This is a genomic window from Achromobacter animicus, from assembly GCF_902859585.1.
GTDB lineage: Bacteria > Pseudomonadota > Gammaproteobacteria > Burkholderiales > Burkholderiaceae_B > Achromobacter > Achromobacter animicus.
Genome location: NZ_CADIJM010000008.1, coordinates 80,908 through 100,809, shown reverse-complemented (window position 1 = coordinate 100,809; position 19,902 = coordinate 80,908). Strand labels below are relative to the sequence as shown.

Here is a 19,902-nt window from a genome sequence, read left to right as displayed (position 1 = left end):
ATTTGACGAGGTGCCCGGCGCATGACCGCTACGCCGTCAGCGGCTGCGCAGCAGTCCGCATCCCCGAATCCCGGCCAGGCCTCGCGCTTTCTGGCGCAGGCGACGTTCGGCCCCACGCCGGCCGACATAGACGCCGTCGTGCGCGGCGGCTACGCGGCGTGGCTGGACGCGCAGCTGGCGATGCCGCCGTCGCAGACGCACTTCGACTGGCTGCTGCAAAAGAACCGGAATACCGAGGCCTTCAAGGGCAACGGCATCAACGCGCCGCTGGAATCGACGTTGTGGCGCAAATTCATCAGTGCGCCCGATCAGGTGCGCACGCGGGTTGCGTTCTCGCTGTCGGAGATCTTCGTCGTCGGCGTTTCGTCCATCACGGCGTCGTGGCCGCTTTTTGGCGCGGCGGGCTTCATGGACCTCTTGGCCAAGCACGCGCTGGGCAACTACCAGGACCTGCTGACCGCCGTGACGCAGAACCTGTCGATGGGCTGCATGCTGACCTATCGCGGCAACCGCAAGGAAGATCCCAAGACCGGCCGCCACCCCGACGAAAACTATGCGCGCGAGGTGATGCAGCTGTTCAGCATCGGCCTGCTGGTGCTGGAACAAGACGGCACGGTGAAGATGGTGAACGGCGCGCCCGTCGAAACCTACACCAATGCGGACGTGCAGGGGCTGGCCAAGGTCTTCACGGGCTGGGACATCAACGGGCCGGAGACGAACGTGGAGTTTCATCGCCGTCCCATGGCGCTGAACAACGCGTTGCACTCGATGTCGGAAAAGCGCTTCCTGGGCGCGGTCATCCCGCCCGGCACCGACGGCCATCTGTCGCTCAAGCGCGCCATGGAGGTCATCAGCGCCCATCCCAATGTCGGGCCTTTCATCGGCATGCAGCTCATCCAGCGCATGGTGACCAGCAATCCCAGTCCCGAGTACGTGGGGCGCGTGTCGGCCGTGTTCAACAACGACGGCACGGGCCAGCGCGGCAATTTGAAGGCCGTGGTGCGCGCCATCCTGCTGGACCCCGAGGCGCGCCAGCCGGACCTGTCTTCGCCCCATTGGGGCAAGGTGCGCGAGCCCATCCTGCGCTTTTCGGGCTGGGCCCGCGCATTTGGGGCCACGTCCACCAACGGCGAATGGGCCATGCCGGACACCACAGACAACACGATCCGGTTGGCGCAGAGTCCCATGCGGTCGGCCACGGTGTTCAACTTCTTCCGGCCCCGTTACGTGCCGCCGGTCACCGAACTGGCCCGCCGCCATCTGGTCGCCCCGGAACTGCAGATCACGGACGAGACCAGCATTGCGGGCTACCTGAACTTCCTGGCGATCTACGCGGACCGCGGCTGGGAGGATCTGCAGACGAGCTATACGCCCGAGATCGCGCTGGCCAAGGATCCTGAAGCACTCGTGGCGCGCGTCGTGCTGCTGCTGGCGGGCGACGCCTTCAGCGCACGCACGGCGGCGTCCATCGCCAAGGCCGTGGCTACGCTGCCGCCGGACCGCCCGCGCGACCGGGTTCGCGCCGCGATCATGCTGGTGGCCGCCACGCCTGAATACCTGGTGCAGAAATGACAGACCGCCGCGACCTCGACCGCCGTGCCTTCCTGCTGCGCGCCTTTGCGCTGGGCGCGACCCGCGCGGCCGCCCCACTGGCGCTGAACCTGGCCGCCATCGGCGCCGCTGCCGCGCAATCCGCCCCGCCCTCGTACAAGGCGCTGGTGTGCGTCTTCCTGTACGGCGGCAACGATCCCTACAACACGCTGGTCCCGTACGATCCGTCGTCGTACCGCGCGTATTCCACGGCGCGCAGCGATATCGCCCTGCCCCGCGACGCGCTGCGCGCCACCCTGCTGCGCGGCAAGGCCGACACGCAGGGCGGCATGCAGTTTGCGCTGGCCCCCGCGTTGGCGCCGCTGGCCCCGCTGTACGAGCGCGGCGACATGGCGGCGCTGCTCAACGTGGGACCGCTGATCGTGCCCACGACCAAGGCCGAATACATCGGGGCGCGCGTGCCGCTGCCGCCCAAACTGTTCTCGCACAATGACCAGCAATCGGTCTGGCAGGCATTGGCGCCGGAGGGCGCATCGTCGGGTTGGGCCGGCCGCCTGACGGATCTGTTCGCAGGCGCCAACGCGCAGCGCACCTTCACCGGCATCACGGCGGGTGGCAGCACGGTGCTGCTGGCCGGGCGCAAGGTGGCCGGTTATCGCGTGGGCATCAACGGCTCGACACAGATCGACCTGCTGCATCGCGACATGTACGGTTCCAGCGCCTGCACCGCGCTGCTGCGAGACCTGATCACCGAGCCGCGCGAACACCTGATGGAACGCGAGATGTCGCGCATCGCCGCGCAATCCATCTCGGCCGACACGCGCCTGCGGGCCGCCTTGGCGGACGTCGCCGTGCCGGGGGACTTTTCAACGCCGCTCGCGCAGCAACTGCGGATCGTGGCGCGCATCATCGCCGCCCGCGACACGCTGGGCGCGCGGCGTCAGGTGTTTTTTGTTTCGCAGAACGGCTATGACAACCACACGGGGCTGAACGACACACATCCGGCACTGCTGAAGGAGATGGGCCAGGCGCTGGCGGTGTTCCAGAGCGCGCTGGCAGAGATGGGCGTAGCCGATCAGGTCACCACCTTCACGGCCTCCGAGTTCGGCCGCACGCTGGGCTCCAACGGCAACGGCTCGGATCACGGTTGGGGCTCGCATCACTTCGTGCTGGGCGGCGCGGTCAACGGCGGCCGCTGCTACGGCGCCCATCCGGAAATCGCGCTGAATGGGCCTGGATTCGTCGACAACGGCCGGCTGCTGCCCACTACGTCGGTGGATCAGTTGGGCGCAGACCTGGGCGCGTGGTTCGGCGCCAGCCGGGACGATCTGCGGACGGTGTTCCCGAATCTGCGGCATTTCGGGCCGGAGCCGTTGGGGATGTTGACGCCTGCGCCGGTCAAATCGCAGGCTTAGGGGCGAGCGATTCCGCGGATTGCTTGAGCTTCTTTGCGATCGTCGCATCTACCTGCTTCATCCCGTGCGACCAAAGCTCCAGCATCCTGGCGATGTTTCGACCTACCGCTTCGCCTTGATTGGCGTGCTTGAACGCCACCGCAGATTCGGCAGTCCTCAACAGAGCCTCTCCGAGATGCTTGCGCCAGTGATTCTGTCTGCCCGGGGATACGTCACACACTTGCCCCAGTCGCTTTAGCGAATCCGCCGTGGGCCAGCGCTTCGTTCCGCCCAGCGTGAGTGCCATGCCGTCGTTGGCATCACCATGGTTGTCGCGGGGCGCGTATACGGACATCGTCAGCATGTCGAACACGGGAGCCAGCGTAGGAATCTCCCCGCCCTCGTACAACAGCCCAAAGTTCTTCAGATGCGCATCGCCGTTTCTGATGGCTGCGGCCAACAGATACTGCGCATAAAACTGTTCGCAGGCTCGTTGGCCAGCCATCCCGGGACAGAAGGCGCGGATGGTACGAACGATGCGCTCGGCCGAACCACTGAACTTGTCCCGCGCCGGCTGGCCGGTCAATGCACACATGTCTTCGAAACCGAGAGACCTACCCGTGGCGTCGACATCAAATCGTCTGACAAGCAGCCGGCTGAAATCGGGGGCAAGATGCGTGTCTGGCACGTTGAGTCCCATCTCTCGCGCCGCCATCATTCCGAAGTGTTCCATCAGCACGATGTCGGCACGATCGGGATCGTTCAATTTGACGATCCACTGGTCGACGGCGATGGTGCGTTTCACGCCATCCCCGCTGACGGGGCTGCGTGCCAGAAATTTCAAGAATCCTCCGGATACGCCCGGCCCATGACTATCCTCGCCCAAGTAATGGCGCACGATGGATTTCAGGTCCGATGACAACAGACTTTGCAGCGATTCATGGACGCTTCGTCGCGAAGGTGTCCCGCCCGCGGGCACGGCTTTAACCTGACCGATCAGATTTTCACCAACGATTGCCAACAGTTCCATGTCGCCAAAGCTGGCGAAGTTTTTTGCGAAGAACCGTTCCAGTGTCTGCCGCAACGCCCCTTCTGGCAGCGAGACCTGGAACACTGGGAATAGAAATGGGCTGGTCCAGCTTTCTGTGCGGGGCGGCATCAGTAAAGACACTGCCAAGTCTCTTGGCGTATCGGGCAGATAGGTAAACACGAAGGAGGTAATCCCGGTCTGGTCCAGCACGCCAACCTTCTTGTCCTGCACATAGATGTCCAGCGTCATGATTTATGCCCTTCGCGCAAACGACGGTAGGCCGCCTCGTTTTCGGCATACACGTCTTCAAGGGTGGGCGGCGAATACTCTGCGGGGACCAGCCTCAACTCCAAGTCCAGGGCGCGCGTAAGGCGGCGCAACGTCGATACATTGCAATCCCCTCCACCCTCGATCGCTACCAATGCACGACGACTGATACCCGCAAGATCCGCGAGCTGAGCCTGCGTGAATTTACGGTCGCGTCGCGCCTTGACCAGCGCATTGATCAGGGGATCTGTGGAATACGAGGGCATATCCCAGCTCCAAAATGTGAAGTACACGTATCAAATTAACGCGATTGCCTGAATTTGTGAAGTCTACTACTCATTTTTTGAAAGGCCATTGCTGCCGTCTGTTTCCAGGACTGGTTTACGGTACGCCTCCAACGCCTCTCAATCCATCTAGCGCCCACCCCGCAACCGATCTATAACGTCAGGCAACCCGCCCGCCAGCCGGCGGCGCTCGCGTTCCTCCCTTCCCTTCGCACCGCAACATGAGCCTCACCCCCGATCTGGCGTTGCAGCCCGCCACCGAAGAAGACGTGCCGTTCCTGCTGTCCCTGCGCAAGCGCACGATGACGGCGTATCTGGAGCGCGCCGGCATTCCGGTGGACGAAGCCGAGCACCTGGCGCGCATCCACTACCACTTTGACGACGCCCAGATCGTCTGGCTGGCCGGCCGTCCTGCCGGCCTGTTCAAGCATTACCGCGATCCAGCGGGCTGGCGCATCGTGCAGATCCAGATCGATCCCGACTTCCAGGGTCAGGGGCTTGGCCGCCGGCTGCTCGCCAAGGTGCTGGACCGGGCGGACAAGGAAGGCGCGCCAGTCACCCTGAGCGTCCTGAAAGGCAATCCCGCCCGGCGGCTGTACGAGGCGCTGGGCTTCACTTCCGTGGAGGAGACCGAGCTGGAGCATGAAATGCGGTATGACCCCGGCGCGGTCCGGCCGGGCGCTTGAACCCTTCGCGGCAGCTTTTTTCCGGACCGCTGGAATAAAGCGGCCCCGGCCGGCGTCCGTAGAGGGCAGTCCCCCAATCCTTTCCCTCTACGAGGCACACCATGCGCAAACACAACGCCGCGGCCCTGGCTCTTGCCTGCGCCGCCCTGTTCTCGGCCGGCGCCCACGCCCAGGCCGTCAAGACCCAGAACGGCATTCTGGTCGATAGCGCCGGCATGACGCTGTACACCTTCGACAAGGACACCGCGGGCAAGAGCGCCTGCGTTGACCAGTGCGCCAAGGCCTGGCCGCCCGCCATGGCCACCGGCGACGCCAAGCCGATGGGCGACCTGACGGTCATCACCCGCCCCGACGGCAGCAAGCAATGGGCCTACAAGAACAAGCCGCTGTACCTGTTCGCCAAGGACACCAAGCCGGGTGACAAGACCGGCGACAACTTCAAGGAAATCTGGCACGTCGTCAAACCCTGATCCGGACAGCTGCCCGATCAGACCATGCGCGCCGAAGACGAAGCCCAGATCCTGGCCTGCATCCCCAGCCTGCGGCGTTACGCGCGCGGGCTGACGGGTGACCCCGACCGGGCCGACGACCTCGTTCAGGATACGCTGGAGCGAGCATGGAGCCGCTATTCACGCTGGCAGCGGCGCGGCGAACTGCGCGCCTGGATGTTCGGCATCATGCACAACCATTTCATCGACGGTGTGCGCGCCGCCAGCCGGCGTACCGACCAGACGGCACCGGGCGACCTGCCCGACGCGCCGGTGCGCGCCACCCAGACCGATCAGCTTGAAGTGCGCGACCTGGACCGCTGCCTGCAGGCCCTGCCGGCCGAGCAGCGCGAGGTCCTGCTGCTGATTGCGGTCGAAGACCTTTCCTATCAGGAGACCGCACGCATCCTGTCGGTGCCCATCGGCACCGTCATGTCGCGCCTGTCGCGCGCCCGCGAGAAGCTCGGCGCACTGATGCGCGGCCGTGACGCCGCACCGCGCCTGCGGCCCGTTCCCACCCCGCGTGAAATGCCATGAACGACAAACGCCTCCACCCGGTTCCCGCCGCGGGTACGCCGATCACCGAAGCCGATCTGCATGGCTACGCGGACGGCCAGCTCTCCGCCGCGCGTCATGCCGAGGTGGCCGCCTTTCTGGCCGCGCATCCGCAAGACCAGACGCGCGTGGACGACTGGCAGGGGCAACGGCGCGCGCTGCATGCGTTGCTGGACCCCGTGCTGGACGAACCGTTGCCGCTGCGCCTGCCGCTGCGCGCCCCGGCACGGACGTGGCCGTGGCGCGCGATGGCGGCCAGCGTGGCGATTGCCGCAGTCAGCGCCAGCCTGGCGTGGTTCGCGCGCGGCGCCGTCGACGCGCGTCATCTGCAAGCCGCGCTGGCCACCGCCAGTCCCGAGCGCGCGGCGGGCGGCTACGCCCAGCGCGCCGCCATCGCCCACGCCGTGTTTGCGCCCGACATGGGCCGGCCCGTTGAAGTCAGCGGCGACAACGAGAAAGCGCTGGTGACCTGGCTGACCAAACGCATGGGCGCGCCGATGCGCGCACCGTCGCTGTCGAAAACGGGTTACGAATTGATCGGCGGACGCCTCCTGCCCGGCGGGGCGGGGCCCGTCGCGCAGTTCATGTACGGCGCTGCCGATGGGCAGCGCCTGACGTTGTATGTGACGCGGGAAGCGGCCGGCGGGCAGACCGCCTTCCAGTTCACGCAGGAAGGGCCCGTCCGCGTGTTCTATTGGGTCGAGGGCGAGTTCGGCTACGCGCTGTCCGGCGCGGTCAGCCGCGATGAGTTGCAGCGCGTGTCGCAGGAAGTCTACCGGCAGCTTCAGGGCTGAAGACAGGGGCTGAAGACCGAAGCTCGGAACCGAAGCCCGCCGACTGCCCTCGACCTGTCAACCGGCGCTGGCACGCGCCTCGTGCAGCATGTGCAGCGTGATCTTGCGCACCTCGGCCTTGCTCATGTCGATATGGGATCGCAGCAAGCGCGCGGCCTCATCGGTGCGGCGCGCCAGCACCGCACGCAGGATGGCCGCGTGTTCGTCGTACGTGGCATCCACCCGGAAGTCCTTCGTGAAATCCAGCCGCCGCACGATGCGGATCTTTTCCGTCACGTCGCGGTGGATCTGCGCCATCTCGGGGTTGCCGGCCGCGGCGACCAGCGCGCAATGAAACGCCTCGTCAAGCTGCCCCACCAGCCGGCCATCCAGAATGCGCTGCGCGGGCGGCACCAGCCACACGTCGGTCAGCGCGCCTAGCATCCCCGCCCGGTCCATGTCCTGCCGCGCACACAGCTTGTCCACCGCCGCCAGCTCCAGCACCACGCGCACGTCGTACAGCGCCTCGAAGCGTTCGAAATCAAAGGGCCGCACCTGCCAGCCGCTGCGCGGCCGCGCCAGCACGAAGCCTTCGCGTTCCAGCCGCGCCAGGCCCAGCCGCACCGGCGTGCGGCTCACGCCAAGCCGCGCCACCAGGTCGGCCTCCGTGAAGCGTTCGCCGGGCAGCATCCGGAAGCCGAACAGGTCGTCCTTGATGCGCTGGTAGACCTGATCGGCCAGCGAGCCCGCCAGCACGGGCGACTGGCGGATGGCCGGACCGGCCTGGACGGCTTCCAGCCGCCTCATCCGGTCACGACGCACGTGGCGTCTTCGGTGATCACGACGAGCGGATCGCCCGCGTTGACGGGCTTGCCGGGCACGCACCGGATGGCGGACACCGTGCCGGACGCCGGCGCGATGACGGACAGTTCCATCTTCATGGCCTCGACCACCACCAGCGTGTCGCCGGCCGACACGCTCTGCCCCACCTGGACCGGGATCTTCCAGATGTTGCCGCACATGTCCGCGCTGACCAGGCGTTCGCCCTCGCGCAGCACGGTCTCGGCCTCGGGCTGCGCGGCGGGGGGGTCGGCAGCCACATCCTCGCTCTTCCACAGCGCCACCTCGGCATCGAAGGCCGTCTTCTGGCGCGCCTGGAACGCGGCAATGCTGTCCGCCTGCTCGGCCACAAAACGCTGATGCGCCGCGAAGTCGAATATCTCTTCTTCGATGCGGACCGTCGCGCGGCCTTCGCGGAAGTCTTCGCGCAGCACATCCAGTTCGGCTTCGGTGACCGGATAGAACCGCACCTGATCGAAGAAACGCAGCAGCCAGGGCTTGCCGTCCTGGAACACGGGATTCTTCAGGAACTTGTTCCAGATGGGCAGCGTGCGTCCCACCAGCTGATAACCGCCGGGCGAATCCATGCCGTAGATGCACATGTAGACGCCGCCGATGCCCACCGTGCCCTCGGCGGTGAAGGTGCGCGCCGGGTTGTACTTGGACGTCAGCAGGCGGTGGCGCGGATCGATCGGCACCGCGCACGGCGCGCCCAGATAGACGTCGCCCAGGCCCATGATGAGATAGCTGGCCTCGAACACGATGCGACTCACCTCGTCGCGTGAATCCAGGCCATTGATGCGCTGGATGAAGTCCACGTTGTTCGGCAGCCAGGGCGCGCTGGCGCGCACGGTTTCCTGATAACGCTGCACCGCGCCCAGCGTGGCGCTGTCTTCGAAGGCCATGGGCAGGTACACGACGCGCGTCGGCACCTTCAGCGTCGCGACGTCGGCCAGTCCTTCCTCGATCTTCAGCAGCCTGGCGATGAGCGCGCCCTGCAGGATCACCCGGCTGTCGTAGCGGATCTGCAGCGAGCGCACGCCCGGCGACAGCTCCAGCACGCCGGCCACCGGGTTCGCGTTCAATGCTTCCATCAACAGGTGGATGCGCATGCGCAGCGCCAGGTCCAGCACGTTGTCGCCGTATTCCAGCAGCAGGTAGCCGTCGCCCGCCTGCCGGTACGACACCGAGGGACGCGATCCTTCAGCGGGCAGCGCGGCCACGATCGTCTCGGAGACGGTCGCGGGCACGGGCGTCGGCTCCGTCGCAGCGGGAACCGCCGGCGCCAGATCGGCAATGCGGCGGTCCTGCGCAGCTTCCAGCGCCACGGCCTGCGGGTAGTCGATGCGCACGAAGCGGATGCGGTCGCCGGGCTTGACCTGCCCCACCTTCCACAGTTCGGCGCGGGCAATGGTGACGGGGCACACGAAGCCGCCCAGGCTGGGGCCGTCGCGCGTCAGGATGACGGGGCTGTCGCCCGTGAAGTTGATGCTGCCGATCGCATACTCGCAATCGTGGATGTTGGACGGGTGCAGGCCCGCCTCGCCGCCGTTTTCGCGCGCCCAGGTGGGCTTGGGTCCGATCAGGCGCACGCCCAGGCGGTTGGAGTTGTAGTGAACCTCCCAGTCGGTCGCAAAGAAAGCGTCGATGGCCTCCGGCAGGAAGAAATCTGGCGCGCCATGCGGCCCGTACAGCACGCCGATCTCCCAGGTGCTGCCGTACTCGGGGATCAGTGCCGCGGGCGCGGCCTGCGGCAGGGTTTCGGGCGGGGCGGCGTTGGCGCCCGCCAGCTCGGGGCGGATCACGGGCAGCATGTCGCCCACGCGCAGCGTGCGGCCGGCATGCCCGCCAAACTGGCCCAGCGCAAACGTGGACCGGCTGCCCAGGTAGAGCGGCACGTCCAGGCCGTTGCGTACCGCCAGGTAGCTTCGGCAACCCGACAGTGCGCGGCCTGTGGCCAACACCTGCCCCGACTTCACGAAGATCGGCTGCCACATCGGCACCGGCTCGCCGTCCAGCGTTGCGGCGCACGATGCGCCGGTCAACGCCACGACGGCGTCGCCGTGAAAGCGCAGCGTGGGCCCGACCAGCGTGGTCTCGATACCGGCCGCATCGGGCGCGTTGCCGACGATGCGGTTGGCGACGCGAAACGCGTAGTCGTCCATGGGACCGGACGGCGGCACGCCGATGTCCCAGTAGCCCGCGCGGCCGGGATAATCCTGCACGCTGGTGTAGGTGCCGGCTTCCACGACCTCGATCGCCGCGGGGCGGTACGTAAAGCTTTCCAAAAAGCGCGTGGACAGCTGCCCCGCGCGAAAGCGCGCGTCGGCCACGATCTGGCGCAGGTAATCCAGGTTGGTCGCAATGCCGTGCAGCCGCGTGCGCGCCAGCGCGTCGGCCAGCTTGTCCAGCGCGGCCTCGCGCGTGTCCGCATGCACGATCAGCTTGGCCAGCATCGGGTCGTAAAACGCGGGCACGTCCGTGCCGGTTTCGACCCAGCCATCGACGCGCACGCCTTCCGGGAACGAGACCTCGGTCAACACGCCTGGCGACGGCTGGAACTGGCGCAGCGGATCCTCCGCATACAGGCGCACTTCAATGGACGCGCCTTGCGGCGCGCGCGACATGGCTGCGAAATCCAGCGGCTCGCCTGCTGCCACGCGCAACATGCATTCCACCAGGTCCAGGCCGGTGACCGCTTCGGTCACCGGATGCTCGACCTGCAGGCGCGTGTTCACCTCCAGGAAATAGAAACTGTCGCGCGCCGGATCGTAGATGAACTCCACCGTGCCGGCGGAACGGTAGTTCACCGATTCGCCCAGCTTGACGGCGGCATCCAGCAGCGCGGCGCGCGTGGCGGCCGGCAACTGCGGCGCGGGCGTTTCCTCGATGACTTTCTGATTGCGGCGCTGCACCGAGCAGTCGCGTTCGCCCAGCGCCAGCACGCGGCCCGCACCGTCGCCAAAGATCTGCACCTCGACGTGCCGCGCGTTGTCCACATACCGCTCGATGAACGCGCCGCCATCGCGAAAGAAGTGCTCGCCCATGCGCTGCACGCTGTCGAACGCCACGGTCAGTTCCGCCTCGTTCTCGCAGCGCGAGAGCCCAATGCCGCCGCCGCCCGCCGTGCTCTTGAGCATGACGGGATAGCCGATGCGCTCGGCCTGCGACAGCGCCTCACCCAGGCTGGACAGGAGCCCGGTGCCCGGCGTCATCGGCACGCCAGCTTCCGCAGCCAGCTCGCGCGAGCGGTGCTTCAGCCCGAACTCGCGTATCTGCAGCGGCGTGGGGCCGACGAAGGCGATGCCCGCGGCCTCGCAGGCGTCCGCGAATTCAGCGCTTTCCGACAGAAAGCCGTAGCCGGGATAGATCGCCTGCGCACCCTGTTCGCGTGCGGCGGCCAGCAGCAGGTCCATGCGCAGGTAGCTGTCGGCCGCCTTCTCGCCGCCCAGCGCCACGGCCACATCGGCCTCGCGCACGTGCGCGGCGTTGCGGTCCGGGTCGGAATAGACGGCCACGCTGCGGATGCCCAGCCGCTTGAGGGTGCGGATGGCGCGGACGGCGATTTCGCCGCGGTTTGCAATCAGAACAGTATCGAACACGGTGCGACTCCCTGAGGTGAGGGCGGGGTTATGGAGTGGGTAGCGGGTAGTCAGCAGGTGGCGGCATTCAGGCTGGCCAGATAGGCCCGCCAGCCGCCGAACGCGGTGATGTCGCGCGCGCCCTCCAGGCCGCGCGGTTCGCAGATGAAGCCCTTGACCAGCCGGCCGTCGGCCAGCTCCAGCGTGCCGATGCCCAGCGGCGCGGGAATCTCGGCCACAAACGCGCCGAAGGCCGTCACCGGCACGTCCCACAGCTCGACCTCGATGGCGGCGCCGCTGTCCATCTTCACCAGCCCGGGCTTGGGCGGTGTGGTGTTGGCCAGGGCGAAGAGGCGGTAGTCGCCCGCCGTCGCCGTCTTCTCGACAAACACCGCGTGGCGCGACGTCAGTTGGTGGTTGAGCGGCATGCCGGTCAGATGCGCGCCCACGACGGCGACGCGCACGGTGTCCGCGGACGGTGCGCCATCCGCCGCCAGCGTGGGCAGCGGCATCCCGGTTGCGCCCAGCGGCAGCCCGCGCCGCGCCTGCCATTGCCTGCCGAACTGCGCCAGCGCGCGGTCCTGCCACGCCAGTCCGATCAGCGTGATGCCGGACGGCAGCCCATCGGCGCGCATGCCGGCCGGCACGGCCAGCGCGGACAGATCGGCCAGATTGGCGAAGTTGGTGTAGACACCCAGGCGGGAATTGAGCGTGACGGGGTCCGCTTCAAGCTGGGCGATGGTGTAGATGGACGGCGAGGTCGGCACGACCAGCGCGTCAAAGCCTTCCAGCGCGCGATGGATCTGGCGGGTGAGCTCGGCGCGCCGGTACTCGGCCTTGAACGCGTCCAGCGCGGTGTAGTTCGCGGCCTGTTCGACAATGCCGCGCACCACCGGATTGATGGCGCCGGGGTTCTCTTTCCACAACGATTCCACGGCCGCAAAGCGTTCGGCGACCCATGGCCCTTGATACAGCAGCGCGGCCAGTTCGCTGAACGGCGCAAAGTCGATGGTCTCGACCTCGGCGCCCTCGGCACGCAGTGCACGCACCGCGTCGTCGAACACGGCGGCGGCCTGCGAGTCGCCAAAGAATTCCAGCGATGCGGGCACCGCCAACCGAGGCGCCTTCGGCCACGGCAGCGACGCGCCAACCGGCATGGGGCGCGAATACGGATCGGCATCGTCGTACCCGCCGGCCACTTGCGCCACCTTGTCGGCGTCGTCCACCGTCAGCGCAAAGATCGATACGCAGTCCAGCGTGCGGCACGCCGGCACTACGCCTGCGGTGCTGAGCCAACCCTTGGTCGGCTTGAGCCCGACGATATTGTTGAAGCCGGCCGGCACACGCCCGGAGCCCGCGGTATCGGTGCCCAGCGAAAACGCCGCGATGCCGCGCGCGACCACCGATGCCGAACCGGAGCTGGAACCGCCGCTGACGTAGGCGGGATCGAACGTGTTGGCCACGGCGCCATGCGGCGATCGCGTGCCCACCAGGCCGGTCGCGAACTGGTCCAGATTCGTCTTGCCGATGAGGATGGCGCCGGCCGCGCGCAGACGGCGCACGACGGTGGCGTCTTCCTGCGGTGTATAGGCGAACTCGGGACACGCCGCGGTCGTGGGCCAGCCGGCCGCATCGATGTTGTCCTTGATCGCGAAGGGAACGCCATACAGCGGCAGGCGCGAGATGTCGCCGCCCGCCGCGGCCAGCAAGAGACGCAGGCCGTCGAGCTGTTCGTCGAGCTGCGCGCGGTCCACGCGCCGGATCCAGGCATTGTCTTCGACGTCATCCGGCGCGGCCACATGGCCGGCCAACAAGCCTTCAGGCTGCGCACCGTCGCGGTAGGCGGCCTGCCATTGCGCGATCGTCCAACCGGCGGGGTGCTTCTGCGTTGCTGCGGCATTCATGCTGGAATCCTTTCTTGTATACAAGTACGGATTCCCAAGCAAAGTGCGTGCCATGTTGGCCGCGCACGCCGCTTTCCCTCTGAAGCGCGGCAAGACCGCGCGCCTGCCGCTTTCGCAGGCCATCGCATCGGCATGCACGCCGCACCGTCATCGCGCGCAACACGCACCGATTCTGTGCAGACGGCACCGTTCTGATCCCCGTCGCGCGGCGCCGCCATCGCCACGCGCCTTCGCGTAAACCCGCCCGCTTCATACAGCAGCCGCATGCCTGCCAAAACTTGGCACGCGTTTTGCTTTTGAATCCCTGTGCGACTGCATTTTCAGAACGTTCTCTCGCCGGCCAGGCCGGCACCTTCCATCCAGGAGTCACCATGAAACGCAGACTAGCCCTTAAGCAACTGACCGCCGTGAGCCTGTTGGCCATGACAGGATGGATGCCGCAGGTCCACGCCGCCGAGGACACCATCAAGGTCGGCATCCTGCATTCGCTGTCGGGCACCATGGCCATCTCGGAAACGTCGCTCAAGGACGTGGCCCTGATGACCATCGACGAGATCAACGCCAACGGCGGCGTGATGGGCAAGAAGCTGGAAGCCGTGGTGGTGGACCCCGCCTCGAACTGGCCGCTGTTTGCCGAGAAGTCGCGCCAGCTGCTCGCGCAGGACAAGGTGGCGGTGGTCTTCGGCTGCTGGACCTCGGTGTCGCGCAAGTCGGTGCTGCCGGTGTTCAAGGAACTGAACGGTCTGCTGTTCTACCCCGTGCAGTACGAAGGCGAAGAGCTGGAGAAGAACGTGTTCTACACGGGCGCCGCGCCCAACCAGCAGGCCATTCCCGCCGTGGAATACCTGATGAGCGAAGACGGCGGCGGCGCCAAGCGCTTCGTGCTGCTGGGCACCGACTACGTCTATCCCCGCACCACCAACAAGATCCTGCGCGCCTTCCTGCATTCCAAGGGCGTGAAGGACAGCGACATCGACGAGGTCTACACCCCGTTCGGTCACTCCGACTACCAGACCATCGTCGCGAACATCAAGAAGTTCGCCACGGGCGGCAAGACGGCCGTGATCTCGACCATCAATGGCGACTCGAACGTGCCCTTCTACAAGGAACTGGGCAACGCCGGCCTGAAGGCCACCGACGTGCCGGTCGTGGCGTTCAGCGTGGGCGAAGAGGAACTGCGCGGCGTCGACACCAAGCCGCTGGTCGGCCACCTGGCTGCGTGGAACTACTTCCAGTCCGTCAAGAACCCCGTCAACGACGCATTCATCGCGAAGTGGAAGGCCTACGCCAAGGCCAAGAATCTGCCCAACGCCAACACCGTCGTGACGAACGATCCGATGGAAGCCACCTACATCGGCATCCACATGTGGAAGCAGGCGGTTGAACAGGCCAAGACCACCGACGTGGACAAGGTCATCGCCGCGATGGGAGGGCAGAAGTTCAACGCGCCGGACGGCTACACGATCGAAATGGACAAGACCAACCACCACCTGCACAAGCCGGTCTACATCGGTGAAATCAAGGCGGACGGTCAGTTCAGCGTGGTGTGGAAGAGCAAGGGTCCGATCCGCGCCCAGCCGTGGAGCCCGTACATCCCGGGCAACGAAGGCAAGCAAGGCCTGTAGTCTCAACCCCAAGGAAAAGGCAGCCATGCGCATCGCGGCAATCGCACACTTCTTGCGTCGTTTCCTCCTGGCATGGCTGATCGCCGTGCCGGCGCTTGCCGCGCCCGCGGCCGCTGCCGGCGTGGACCAGACCCTGCTTGCGCCGCTGGCCGGCGACGACACCGACGCCAGGCTGCAGGCGATTGCCGCCCTGGGCCAACTGCCCGATCCCGCTGCGGCCGCGGTGCTGCAGGCGCTGGGCAGCGACCAGCTCTACGCCACTGCCGACGGCCGCGTGCTGATCGGCGCCGGCGGGTCGCGCGCCACTGACCCTTCCACGAGCGCTGCCGTGGACCTGCCCGCGGACGCGGGCACGATTTCCATCAACAACCGCCTGCGCCGCGCCATCGAGGCCGCGCTGGCGGGATCCCGCCTGTTCTCCGACAACGCCAACGAGCGTCTTGACGCGGCCCGGCGGCTGCAGCAGACCGGCGACCCGGCGCGCCTGCCGATGCTGGAAAAGGCGCTGGCAGCGGAGAAGAACGAAGCCGTGCGCGGCGCACTGCTGATCGCGCAAGCCAATCTGGAACTGAAAAGCGAAGACCCCGCCAAGCGCCGCCACGCGGTGCAGGTGTTGGGCGACACGAAGAATGCGGCCTTCCGGCCCACGCTGGCGGCCCTGACGCAGGAGCGCGACGGGACGTACACCGAACCCGACGCCGGCGTCCGCGAGGCGGCGGCCAATGCGCTCAAGCAGATCGACCGGCACCTGGCCACGATCGAATGGGCCGGCAATCTCTTTTACGGCGTGAGCCTGGGCAGCGTGCTGCTGCTGGCCGCGCTGGGCCTGGCCATCACCTTCGGCCTGATGGGCGTCATCAACATGGCGCACGGCGAACTGCTGATGATCGGCGCGTATGTGACGTACGTGGTGCAGACGGTGTTTCGCGCCTGGCTGCCGGGCTGGCTGGACTGGTATGTCGTGGCAGCGTTGCCGCTTGCCTTCGTGGTGACGGCGCTGGTGGGCATGGCGCTGGAACGCACCGTGATCCGCTGGCTGTATGGCCGTCCGCTTGAAACGCTGCTGGCCACCTGGGGCATCAGCCTGATGCTGATGCAGGGCGTGCGCACATTGTTTGGCGCGCAGAACGTGGAGGTCGGCAACCCCAGCTGGATGTCGGGCGGCGTAACGGTGTTGGGCGGGTTGGTGCTGACCTACAACCGGCTCGTCATCATCGGCTTTGCCTTCTTTGTGGTGTTTCTGGTGTGGGCCCTGCTGAACCACACGCGGCTTGGCCTCTTCGTGCGCGCCATCACGCAGAACCGGCGCATGGCGGACTGCGTGGGCGTGCCCACCGGCCGCGTCGACATGCTGGCCTTCGGCCTGGGCTCCGGCATCGCGGGGCTGGCCGGCGTGGCGCTCTCGCAGCTGGGCAACGTGGGGCCGGACCTGGGCCGCGGCTACATCGTCGACTCGTTCATGGTCGTGGTGCTGGGCGGCGTGGGCCAGCTTGCTGGCACCGTCATCGCCGCGCTCGGCCTGGGCGGCGTGAATAAATTCCTGGAGCCTTACGCGGGAGCTGTCATGGCCAAGATCACCATCCTGGTGCTCATCGTGCTGTTCGTCCAAAAGCGGCCGCAAGGCCTGTTCGCCCCCAAGGGCCGGAGCGTCGAATGAAACAGACCGCGCTGACCGACCTGAACCTGCTGGCGCGCCGCCCGATCTTCTCGGGCCGCGTGTGGACGGCGCTGGCCGCGGGCGTCGTCCTGCTGGCGCTGTTGCCGCTGATGAATCTGGTGTTTCCGCCCGGCCATGCACTGCATGTGTCGGCTTACGCCGTGGCCTTGATGGGCAAGTTCATGTGCTACGCCATGGCGGCGCTGGCGCTGGACCTGGTGTGGGGCTATGCGGGCATCCTGTCGCTGGGCCATGGCCTGTTCTTTGCGCTGGGCGGCTACGCGCACGGCATGTACCTGATGCGCGCCATCGGCCGCGACGGCGTCTACCAGAGCGACCTGCCCGACTTCATGGTGTTTTTGGACTGGAAGACCTACCCCTGGTACTGGTCGTTCACGGACCACTTCTGGTACGCGATGCTGCTGGTGGTGCTGGTGCCGGGCGTGCTGGCCTTCGTCTTCGGCTACTTTGCCTTCCGCTCGCGCATCAAGGGCGTGTACTTCTCGATCATCACGCAGGCGCTGACCTTTGCCGCGATGCTCCTGTTCTTTCGCAATGACACGGGGTTTGGCGGCAACAACGGCTTTACCGATTTCAAGCGCATTCTGGGCTTTGACATCACCGCGCCGGGCACGCGCGCCACGTTGTACTGGGTGACGCTGGCGGCGCTGGCCGGCGCGCTGATTCTTGCGCGCATGGTCACGCAGAGCAAGCTGGGACGCGTGCTGACCGCCGTGCGCGATGCCGAAAGCCGCGTGCGCTTCATCGGCTACGACCCGCTGGGCTTCAAGCTGTTCGTGTGGACGCTGTCGGCCGTGCTGTGCGGCATCGCCGGGGCGCTGTACGTGCCGCAGGTCGGCATCATCAATCCCGGTGAAATGTCCACCGAGAACTCCATCGAGATGGTCATCTGGGTGGCGACGGGCGGGCGCGGCACGCTGATCGGCCCCATCATCGGCGCGGGCGCCGTCAACGGCCTGAAGACCTGGTTCACCAGCGTGCTGCCGGAATACTGGCTGTACGCGCTGGGCCTCATCTTCGTGCTGGTGACCCTGTTCCTGCCGACCGGCATCGTCGGTCTTGCCCGCCGTATCGCGGCCCGCATCCAGGAGAAGAAGGCATGACCTCCACGCACACCGAATCGGCCACGCTGGACGGCGGCCCGAGCGGCGACGCCGGCTATGGCCGCGTCAGCCCCAAGGGCCTGGACACCAGCCACGGCGCCATCCTGTACCTGGAAGGCATCACGGTCAGCTTCGACGGCTTCAAGGCGCTGAACGATCTGACGCTGGATATCGGCGTGGGCGAACTGCGCTGCATCATCGGCCCCAACGGCGCCGGCAAGACCACCATGATGGACGTCATCACCGGCAAGACGCGGCCCACGTCGGGCACGGCGTACTTCGGCCAGAGCATCGACCTGACGACGCTGAGCGAGGCGCAGATCGCGCACGCGGGCATCGGCCGCAAGTTCCAGCGCCCCACGGTGTTCGAACAGCACACCGTGTTCGAGAACCTGGAGCTGGCGATGAAGACGGACAAGCGCGTGCGCCCCACCCTGTTCTCGCGGCTTTCCAGCGAACAGGCCGACCGGATCGGCGAGACGCTGGACCTGATCCGGCTGCGGCCCGAGGTATGGCGGCCCGCGGGCCTCTTGTCGCACGGCCAGAAGCAGTGGCTGGAGATCGGCATGCTGCTGATGCAGGAGCCGCAGTTGCTGCTGCTGGACGAACCCGTGGCCGGCATGACCGACGCCGAGACTGAACGCACCGGCGAACTCTTGAACGAACTGCGCGGCCGGCATTCCCTGATGGTGGTGGAACACGACATGGACTTTGTGAACCAGATCGCGGGCGATGGCAAGGTGACGGTGCTGCACGAAGGCTCGGTGCTGGCCGAAGGCCCGATGAGCCGTGTGCAGGCCGACCCGCGCGTGATCGAAGTCTACCTGGGGCGCTGAACATGCTGGACGTAAGCACGATCGACCAATACTACGGCGGCAGCCATACCCTGCGCGGCGTGTCGCTGTCGGTGCGGCAAGGCGAATGCCTGGCGCTCCTGGGCCGCAATGGCGTGGGCAAGACGACGCTGCTCAAGTGCGTCATGGGCGTACTGCCCGTGGCGCGCGGCGGCATCGCCTTCGACGGAGCCGACATCACGCGCCTGGCGCCGCACCAGCGCGCCGCGCGCGGCATGGCTTATGTGCCCCAGGGCCGCGACATCTTCGCGCGCCTGACGGTCGAAGAAAACATCCTGATGGGCATGGCGACCAAACCCGCGGCCCGCGCCCGCCGCATCAAGGAGGAAGTCTTTGAACTGTTCCCTGTGTTGAAAAGCATGCTGTCGCGGCGCGGCGGCGATCTGTCTGGCGGGCAACAGCAGCAGTTGGCCATCGCGCGGGCGCTGGTGGCCGAGCCCAAGCTCATCATCCTGGACGAGCCCACCGAAGGCATCCAGCCGTCCATCATCAAGGACATCGCGCGGGTGATCCACATGCTGCGCCAGCGCGGCGACATCGCGATCCTGCTGTGCGAACAGTATTTTGATTTTGCGCGCGAACTGGCGGACCAGTTTGTCGTGCTGTCGCGCGGCGAGGTGGTGGCAAGCGGCGGGCGCGATGCCATCGACGGCGAGGACGTGCGGCGGCATCTGTCGGTGTGACGGCGGCGCGGCGCCAGACTGCGGCGCGGTAGATGGACTATGCTCCGGGTCTTGCCTTGCTCAATGGCATGGCGCAGTTGCATTGTGCAGATTCACAGCGCATCACCCGAAAGAGGAGCCCTCATGTCCGACGTCATCATCTATCACAACCCCAAGTGCGGCACCTCGCGCAACACGCTGGGCCTGATCCGCAACGCCGGCATCGAGCCGCAGGTCGTCCTGTACCTGGAAACGCCGCCCTCGCGCGACACGCTGAAAGCGCTGTTCAAGAAGGCTGGCGTCAGCGTGCGTGATGCCTTGCGCGAAAAGGGCACGCCCTACGCGGAACTGGGTCTGGACGACACGTCGCTGTCGGATGACGCGTTGCTGGACGCGATCGAGCAGCACCCGATCCTGCTGAACCGTCCCTTTGTGTCGACGCCGCTGGGCGCGAAGCTGTGCCGGCCGTGCGAACTGGTGCTGGACATTCTTCCGTCGCCGCAGAAGGGGGCCTTCTCGAAGGAAAGCGGCGAGCCGGTTGTCGATGCGCAGGGCAATCGCATCCAGAAGTAAAAGCGGCCGTATCGAAGCGCGTTGTAAGGGAACTGACGGGTACGGTCATTACCA

General features: G+C 66.6%; 17 protein-coding genes. 12 read left to right on the top strand and 5 right to left on the bottom strand.

What is annotated here, in order from left to right; genetic code table 11:
- Positions 1-21 precede the first annotated feature (21 nt).
- Complete coding sequence (locus HV681_RS18805; protein ID WP_175124486.1) at positions 22-1,572, top strand: DUF1800 domain-containing protein; 1,551 nt, start codon at positions 22-24, stop codon at positions 1,570-1,572.
- Entirely contained in the window at positions 1,569-2,966 is a 1,398-nt protein-coding gene (locus tag HV681_RS18800; protein ID WP_175124485.1) for a DUF1501 domain-containing protein, read from the top strand. Before HV681_RS18805 ends, HV681_RS18800 begins: the two co-directional genes overlap by 4 nt.
- Here the strand turns inward: HV681_RS18800 and HV681_RS18795 are convergent.
- Together HV681_RS18795 and HV681_RS18790 are read right to left on the bottom strand one after the other, a co-directional pair.
- Positions 2,950-4,224, bottom strand: coding sequence for a type II toxin-antitoxin system HipA family toxin (locus HV681_RS18795; RefSeq protein ID WP_175124484.1), 1,275 nt, complete (start codon positions 4,222-4,224; stop codon positions 2,950-2,952). The two genes, HV681_RS18800 and HV681_RS18795, sit on opposite strands and share 17 nt — an antisense overlap.
- Complete coding sequence (locus HV681_RS18790) at positions 4,221-4,508, bottom strand: helix-turn-helix domain-containing protein (RefSeq protein ID WP_175124483.1); 288 nt, start codon at positions 4,506-4,508, stop codon at positions 4,221-4,223. Before HV681_RS18790 ends, HV681_RS18795 begins: the two co-directional genes overlap by 4 nt.
- Before the next feature lie 239 nt (positions 4,509-4,747).
- Between HV681_RS18790 and HV681_RS18785 the strand changes: the two genes are divergently transcribed.
- From HV681_RS18785 to HV681_RS18770, 4 genes are all read left to right on the top strand, one after another.
- Positions 4,748-5,212 (top strand): GNAT family N-acetyltransferase, encoded by a 465-nt coding sequence (locus HV681_RS18785; protein ID WP_175124482.1) that lies wholly within the window; start codon positions 4,748-4,750, stop codon positions 5,210-5,212.
- 101 nt (positions 5,213-5,313) lie between these two features.
- Positions 5,314-5,682, top strand: coding sequence for a COG4315 family predicted lipoprotein (locus HV681_RS18780; RefSeq protein ID WP_175124481.1), 369 nt, complete (start codon positions 5,314-5,316; stop codon positions 5,680-5,682).
- A 24-nt stretch (positions 5,683-5,706) separates the two neighbouring features.
- Positions 5,707-6,237, top strand: coding sequence for an RNA polymerase sigma factor (locus HV681_RS18775; RefSeq protein WP_175124480.1), 531 nt, complete (start codon positions 5,707-5,709; stop codon positions 6,235-6,237).
- Entirely contained in the window at positions 6,234-7,049 is an 816-nt protein-coding gene (locus tag HV681_RS18770; RefSeq protein ID WP_175124479.1) for an anti-sigma factor family protein, read from the top strand. The genes HV681_RS18775 and HV681_RS18770 overlap by 4 nt, the downstream gene beginning before the upstream one ends.
- A gap of 57 nt (positions 7,050-7,106) precedes the next feature.
- Here HV681_RS18770 and HV681_RS18765 read toward each other — a convergent pair whose 3' ends face one another.
- From HV681_RS18765 to atzF, 3 genes are read right to left on the bottom strand one after another with little or no spacing between them, the layout of a single operon-like run.
- Positions 7,107-7,835, bottom strand: coding sequence for a GntR family transcriptional regulator (locus HV681_RS18765; RefSeq protein WP_175124573.1), 729 nt, complete (start codon positions 7,833-7,835; stop codon positions 7,107-7,109).
- Positions 7,832-11,470: an urea carboxylase gene (gene uca / locus HV681_RS18760; RefSeq protein WP_175124478.1), complete on the bottom strand. Its 3,639-nt coding sequence runs from the start codon at positions 11,468-11,470 to the stop codon at positions 7,832-7,834. The genes HV681_RS18765 and uca overlap by 4 nt, the downstream gene beginning before the upstream one ends.
- A gap of 50 nt (positions 11,471-11,520) precedes the next feature.
- Positions 11,521-13,353 carry an allophanate hydrolase gene (gene atzF, locus HV681_RS18755; protein WP_175124477.1) on the bottom strand — a complete coding sequence of 611 codons (1,833 nt, stop codon included), beginning with the start codon at positions 13,351-13,353 and terminating at the stop codon, positions 11,521-11,523.
- A gap of 371 nt (positions 13,354-13,724) precedes the next feature.
- Here atzF and urtA point away from each other — a divergent pair, with 371 nt between their 5' ends.
- The 6 genes from urtA to arsC all read left to right on the top strand — a co-directional run bounded on the left by urtA (position 13,725) and on the right by arsC (position 19,848).
- Positions 13,725-14,978: an urea ABC transporter substrate-binding protein gene (gene urtA, locus HV681_RS18750; protein WP_128827272.1), complete on the top strand. Its 1,254-nt coding sequence runs from the start codon at positions 13,725-13,727 to the stop codon at positions 14,976-14,978.
- Positions 14,979-15,003: 25 nt separating this feature from the next.
- A complete protein-coding gene (gene urtB / locus HV681_RS18745) occupies positions 15,004-16,635 on the top strand; it encodes an urea ABC transporter permease subunit UrtB (protein WP_175124476.1) in 1,632 nt (543 codons plus the stop codon).
- Entirely contained in the window at positions 16,632-17,759 is a 1,128-nt protein-coding gene (urtC, locus tag HV681_RS18740) for an urea ABC transporter permease subunit UrtC (protein ID WP_175124475.1), read from the top strand. Before urtB ends, urtC begins: the two co-directional genes overlap by 4 nt.
- Positions 17,756-18,595 (top strand): urea ABC transporter ATP-binding protein UrtD, encoded by an 840-nt coding sequence (gene urtD, locus HV681_RS18735; RefSeq protein WP_175124474.1) that lies wholly within the window; start codon positions 17,756-17,758, stop codon positions 18,593-18,595. Before urtC ends, urtD begins: the two co-directional genes overlap by 4 nt.
- A 2-nt stretch (positions 18,596-18,597) precedes the next feature.
- Complete coding sequence (gene urtE, locus HV681_RS18730; protein ID WP_056571844.1) at positions 18,598-19,296, top strand: urea ABC transporter ATP-binding subunit UrtE; 699 nt, start codon at positions 18,598-18,600, stop codon at positions 19,294-19,296.
- A gap of 123 nt (positions 19,297-19,419) precedes the next feature.
- Positions 19,420-19,848 (top strand): arsenate reductase (glutaredoxin), encoded by a 429-nt coding sequence (gene arsC / locus HV681_RS18725; RefSeq protein ID WP_175124473.1) that lies wholly within the window; start codon positions 19,420-19,422, stop codon positions 19,846-19,848.
- The last annotated feature ends 54 nt before the right edge of the window (positions 19,849-19,902 follow it).

What these genes read in the sequence shown, in the direction of transcription:
- HV681_RS18805 (WP_175124486.1), top strand. Translation starts at nt 22, where the DNA reads ATGACCGCTACGCCGTCAGCGGCTGCGCAGCAGTCCGCATCCCCGAAT.
- HV681_RS18800 (WP_175124485.1), top strand. Translation starts at nt 1,569, where the DNA reads ATGACAGACCGCCGCGACCTCGACCGCCGTGCCTTCCTGCTGCGCGCC.
- HV681_RS18795 (WP_175124484.1), bottom strand. Translation starts at nt 4,224, where the DNA reads ATGACGCTGGACATCTATGTGCAGGACAAGAAGGTTGGCGTGCTGGAC.
- HV681_RS18790 (WP_175124483.1), bottom strand. Translation starts at nt 4,508, where the DNA reads ATGCCCTCGTATTCCACAGATCCCCTGATCAATGCGCTGGTCAAGGCG.
- HV681_RS18785 (WP_175124482.1), top strand. Translation starts at nt 4,748, where the DNA reads ATGAGCCTCACCCCCGATCTGGCGTTGCAGCCCGCCACCGAAGAAGAC.
- HV681_RS18780 (WP_175124481.1), top strand. Translation starts at nt 5,314, where the DNA reads ATGCGCAAACACAACGCCGCGGCCCTGGCTCTTGCCTGCGCCGCCCTG.
- HV681_RS18775 (WP_175124480.1), top strand. Translation starts at nt 5,707, where the DNA reads ATGCGCGCCGAAGACGAAGCCCAGATCCTGGCCTGCATCCCCAGCCTG.
- HV681_RS18770 (WP_175124479.1), top strand. Translation starts at nt 6,234, where the DNA reads ATGAACGACAAACGCCTCCACCCGGTTCCCGCCGCGGGTACGCCGATC.
- HV681_RS18765 (WP_175124573.1), bottom strand. Translation starts at nt 7,835, where the DNA reads ATGAGGCGGCTGGAAGCCGTCCAGGCCGGTCCGGCCATCCGCCAGTCG.
- atzF (WP_175124477.1), bottom strand. Translation starts at nt 13,353, where the DNA reads ATGAATGCCGCAGCAACGCAGAAGCACCCCGCCGGTTGGACGATCGCG.
- urtA (WP_128827272.1), top strand. Translation starts at nt 13,725, where the DNA reads ATGAAACGCAGACTAGCCCTTAAGCAACTGACCGCCGTGAGCCTGTTG.
- urtB (WP_175124476.1), top strand. Translation starts at nt 15,004, where the DNA reads ATGCGCATCGCGGCAATCGCACACTTCTTGCGTCGTTTCCTCCTGGCA.
- urtC (WP_175124475.1), top strand. Translation starts at nt 16,632, where the DNA reads ATGAAACAGACCGCGCTGACCGACCTGAACCTGCTGGCGCGCCGCCCG.
- urtD (WP_175124474.1), top strand. Translation starts at nt 17,756, where the DNA reads ATGACCTCCACGCACACCGAATCGGCCACGCTGGACGGCGGCCCGAGC.
- urtE (WP_056571844.1), top strand. Translation starts at nt 18,598, where the DNA reads ATGCTGGACGTAAGCACGATCGACCAATACTACGGCGGCAGCCATACC.
- arsC (WP_175124473.1), top strand. Translation starts at nt 19,420, where the DNA reads ATGTCCGACGTCATCATCTATCACAACCCCAAGTGCGGCACCTCGCGC.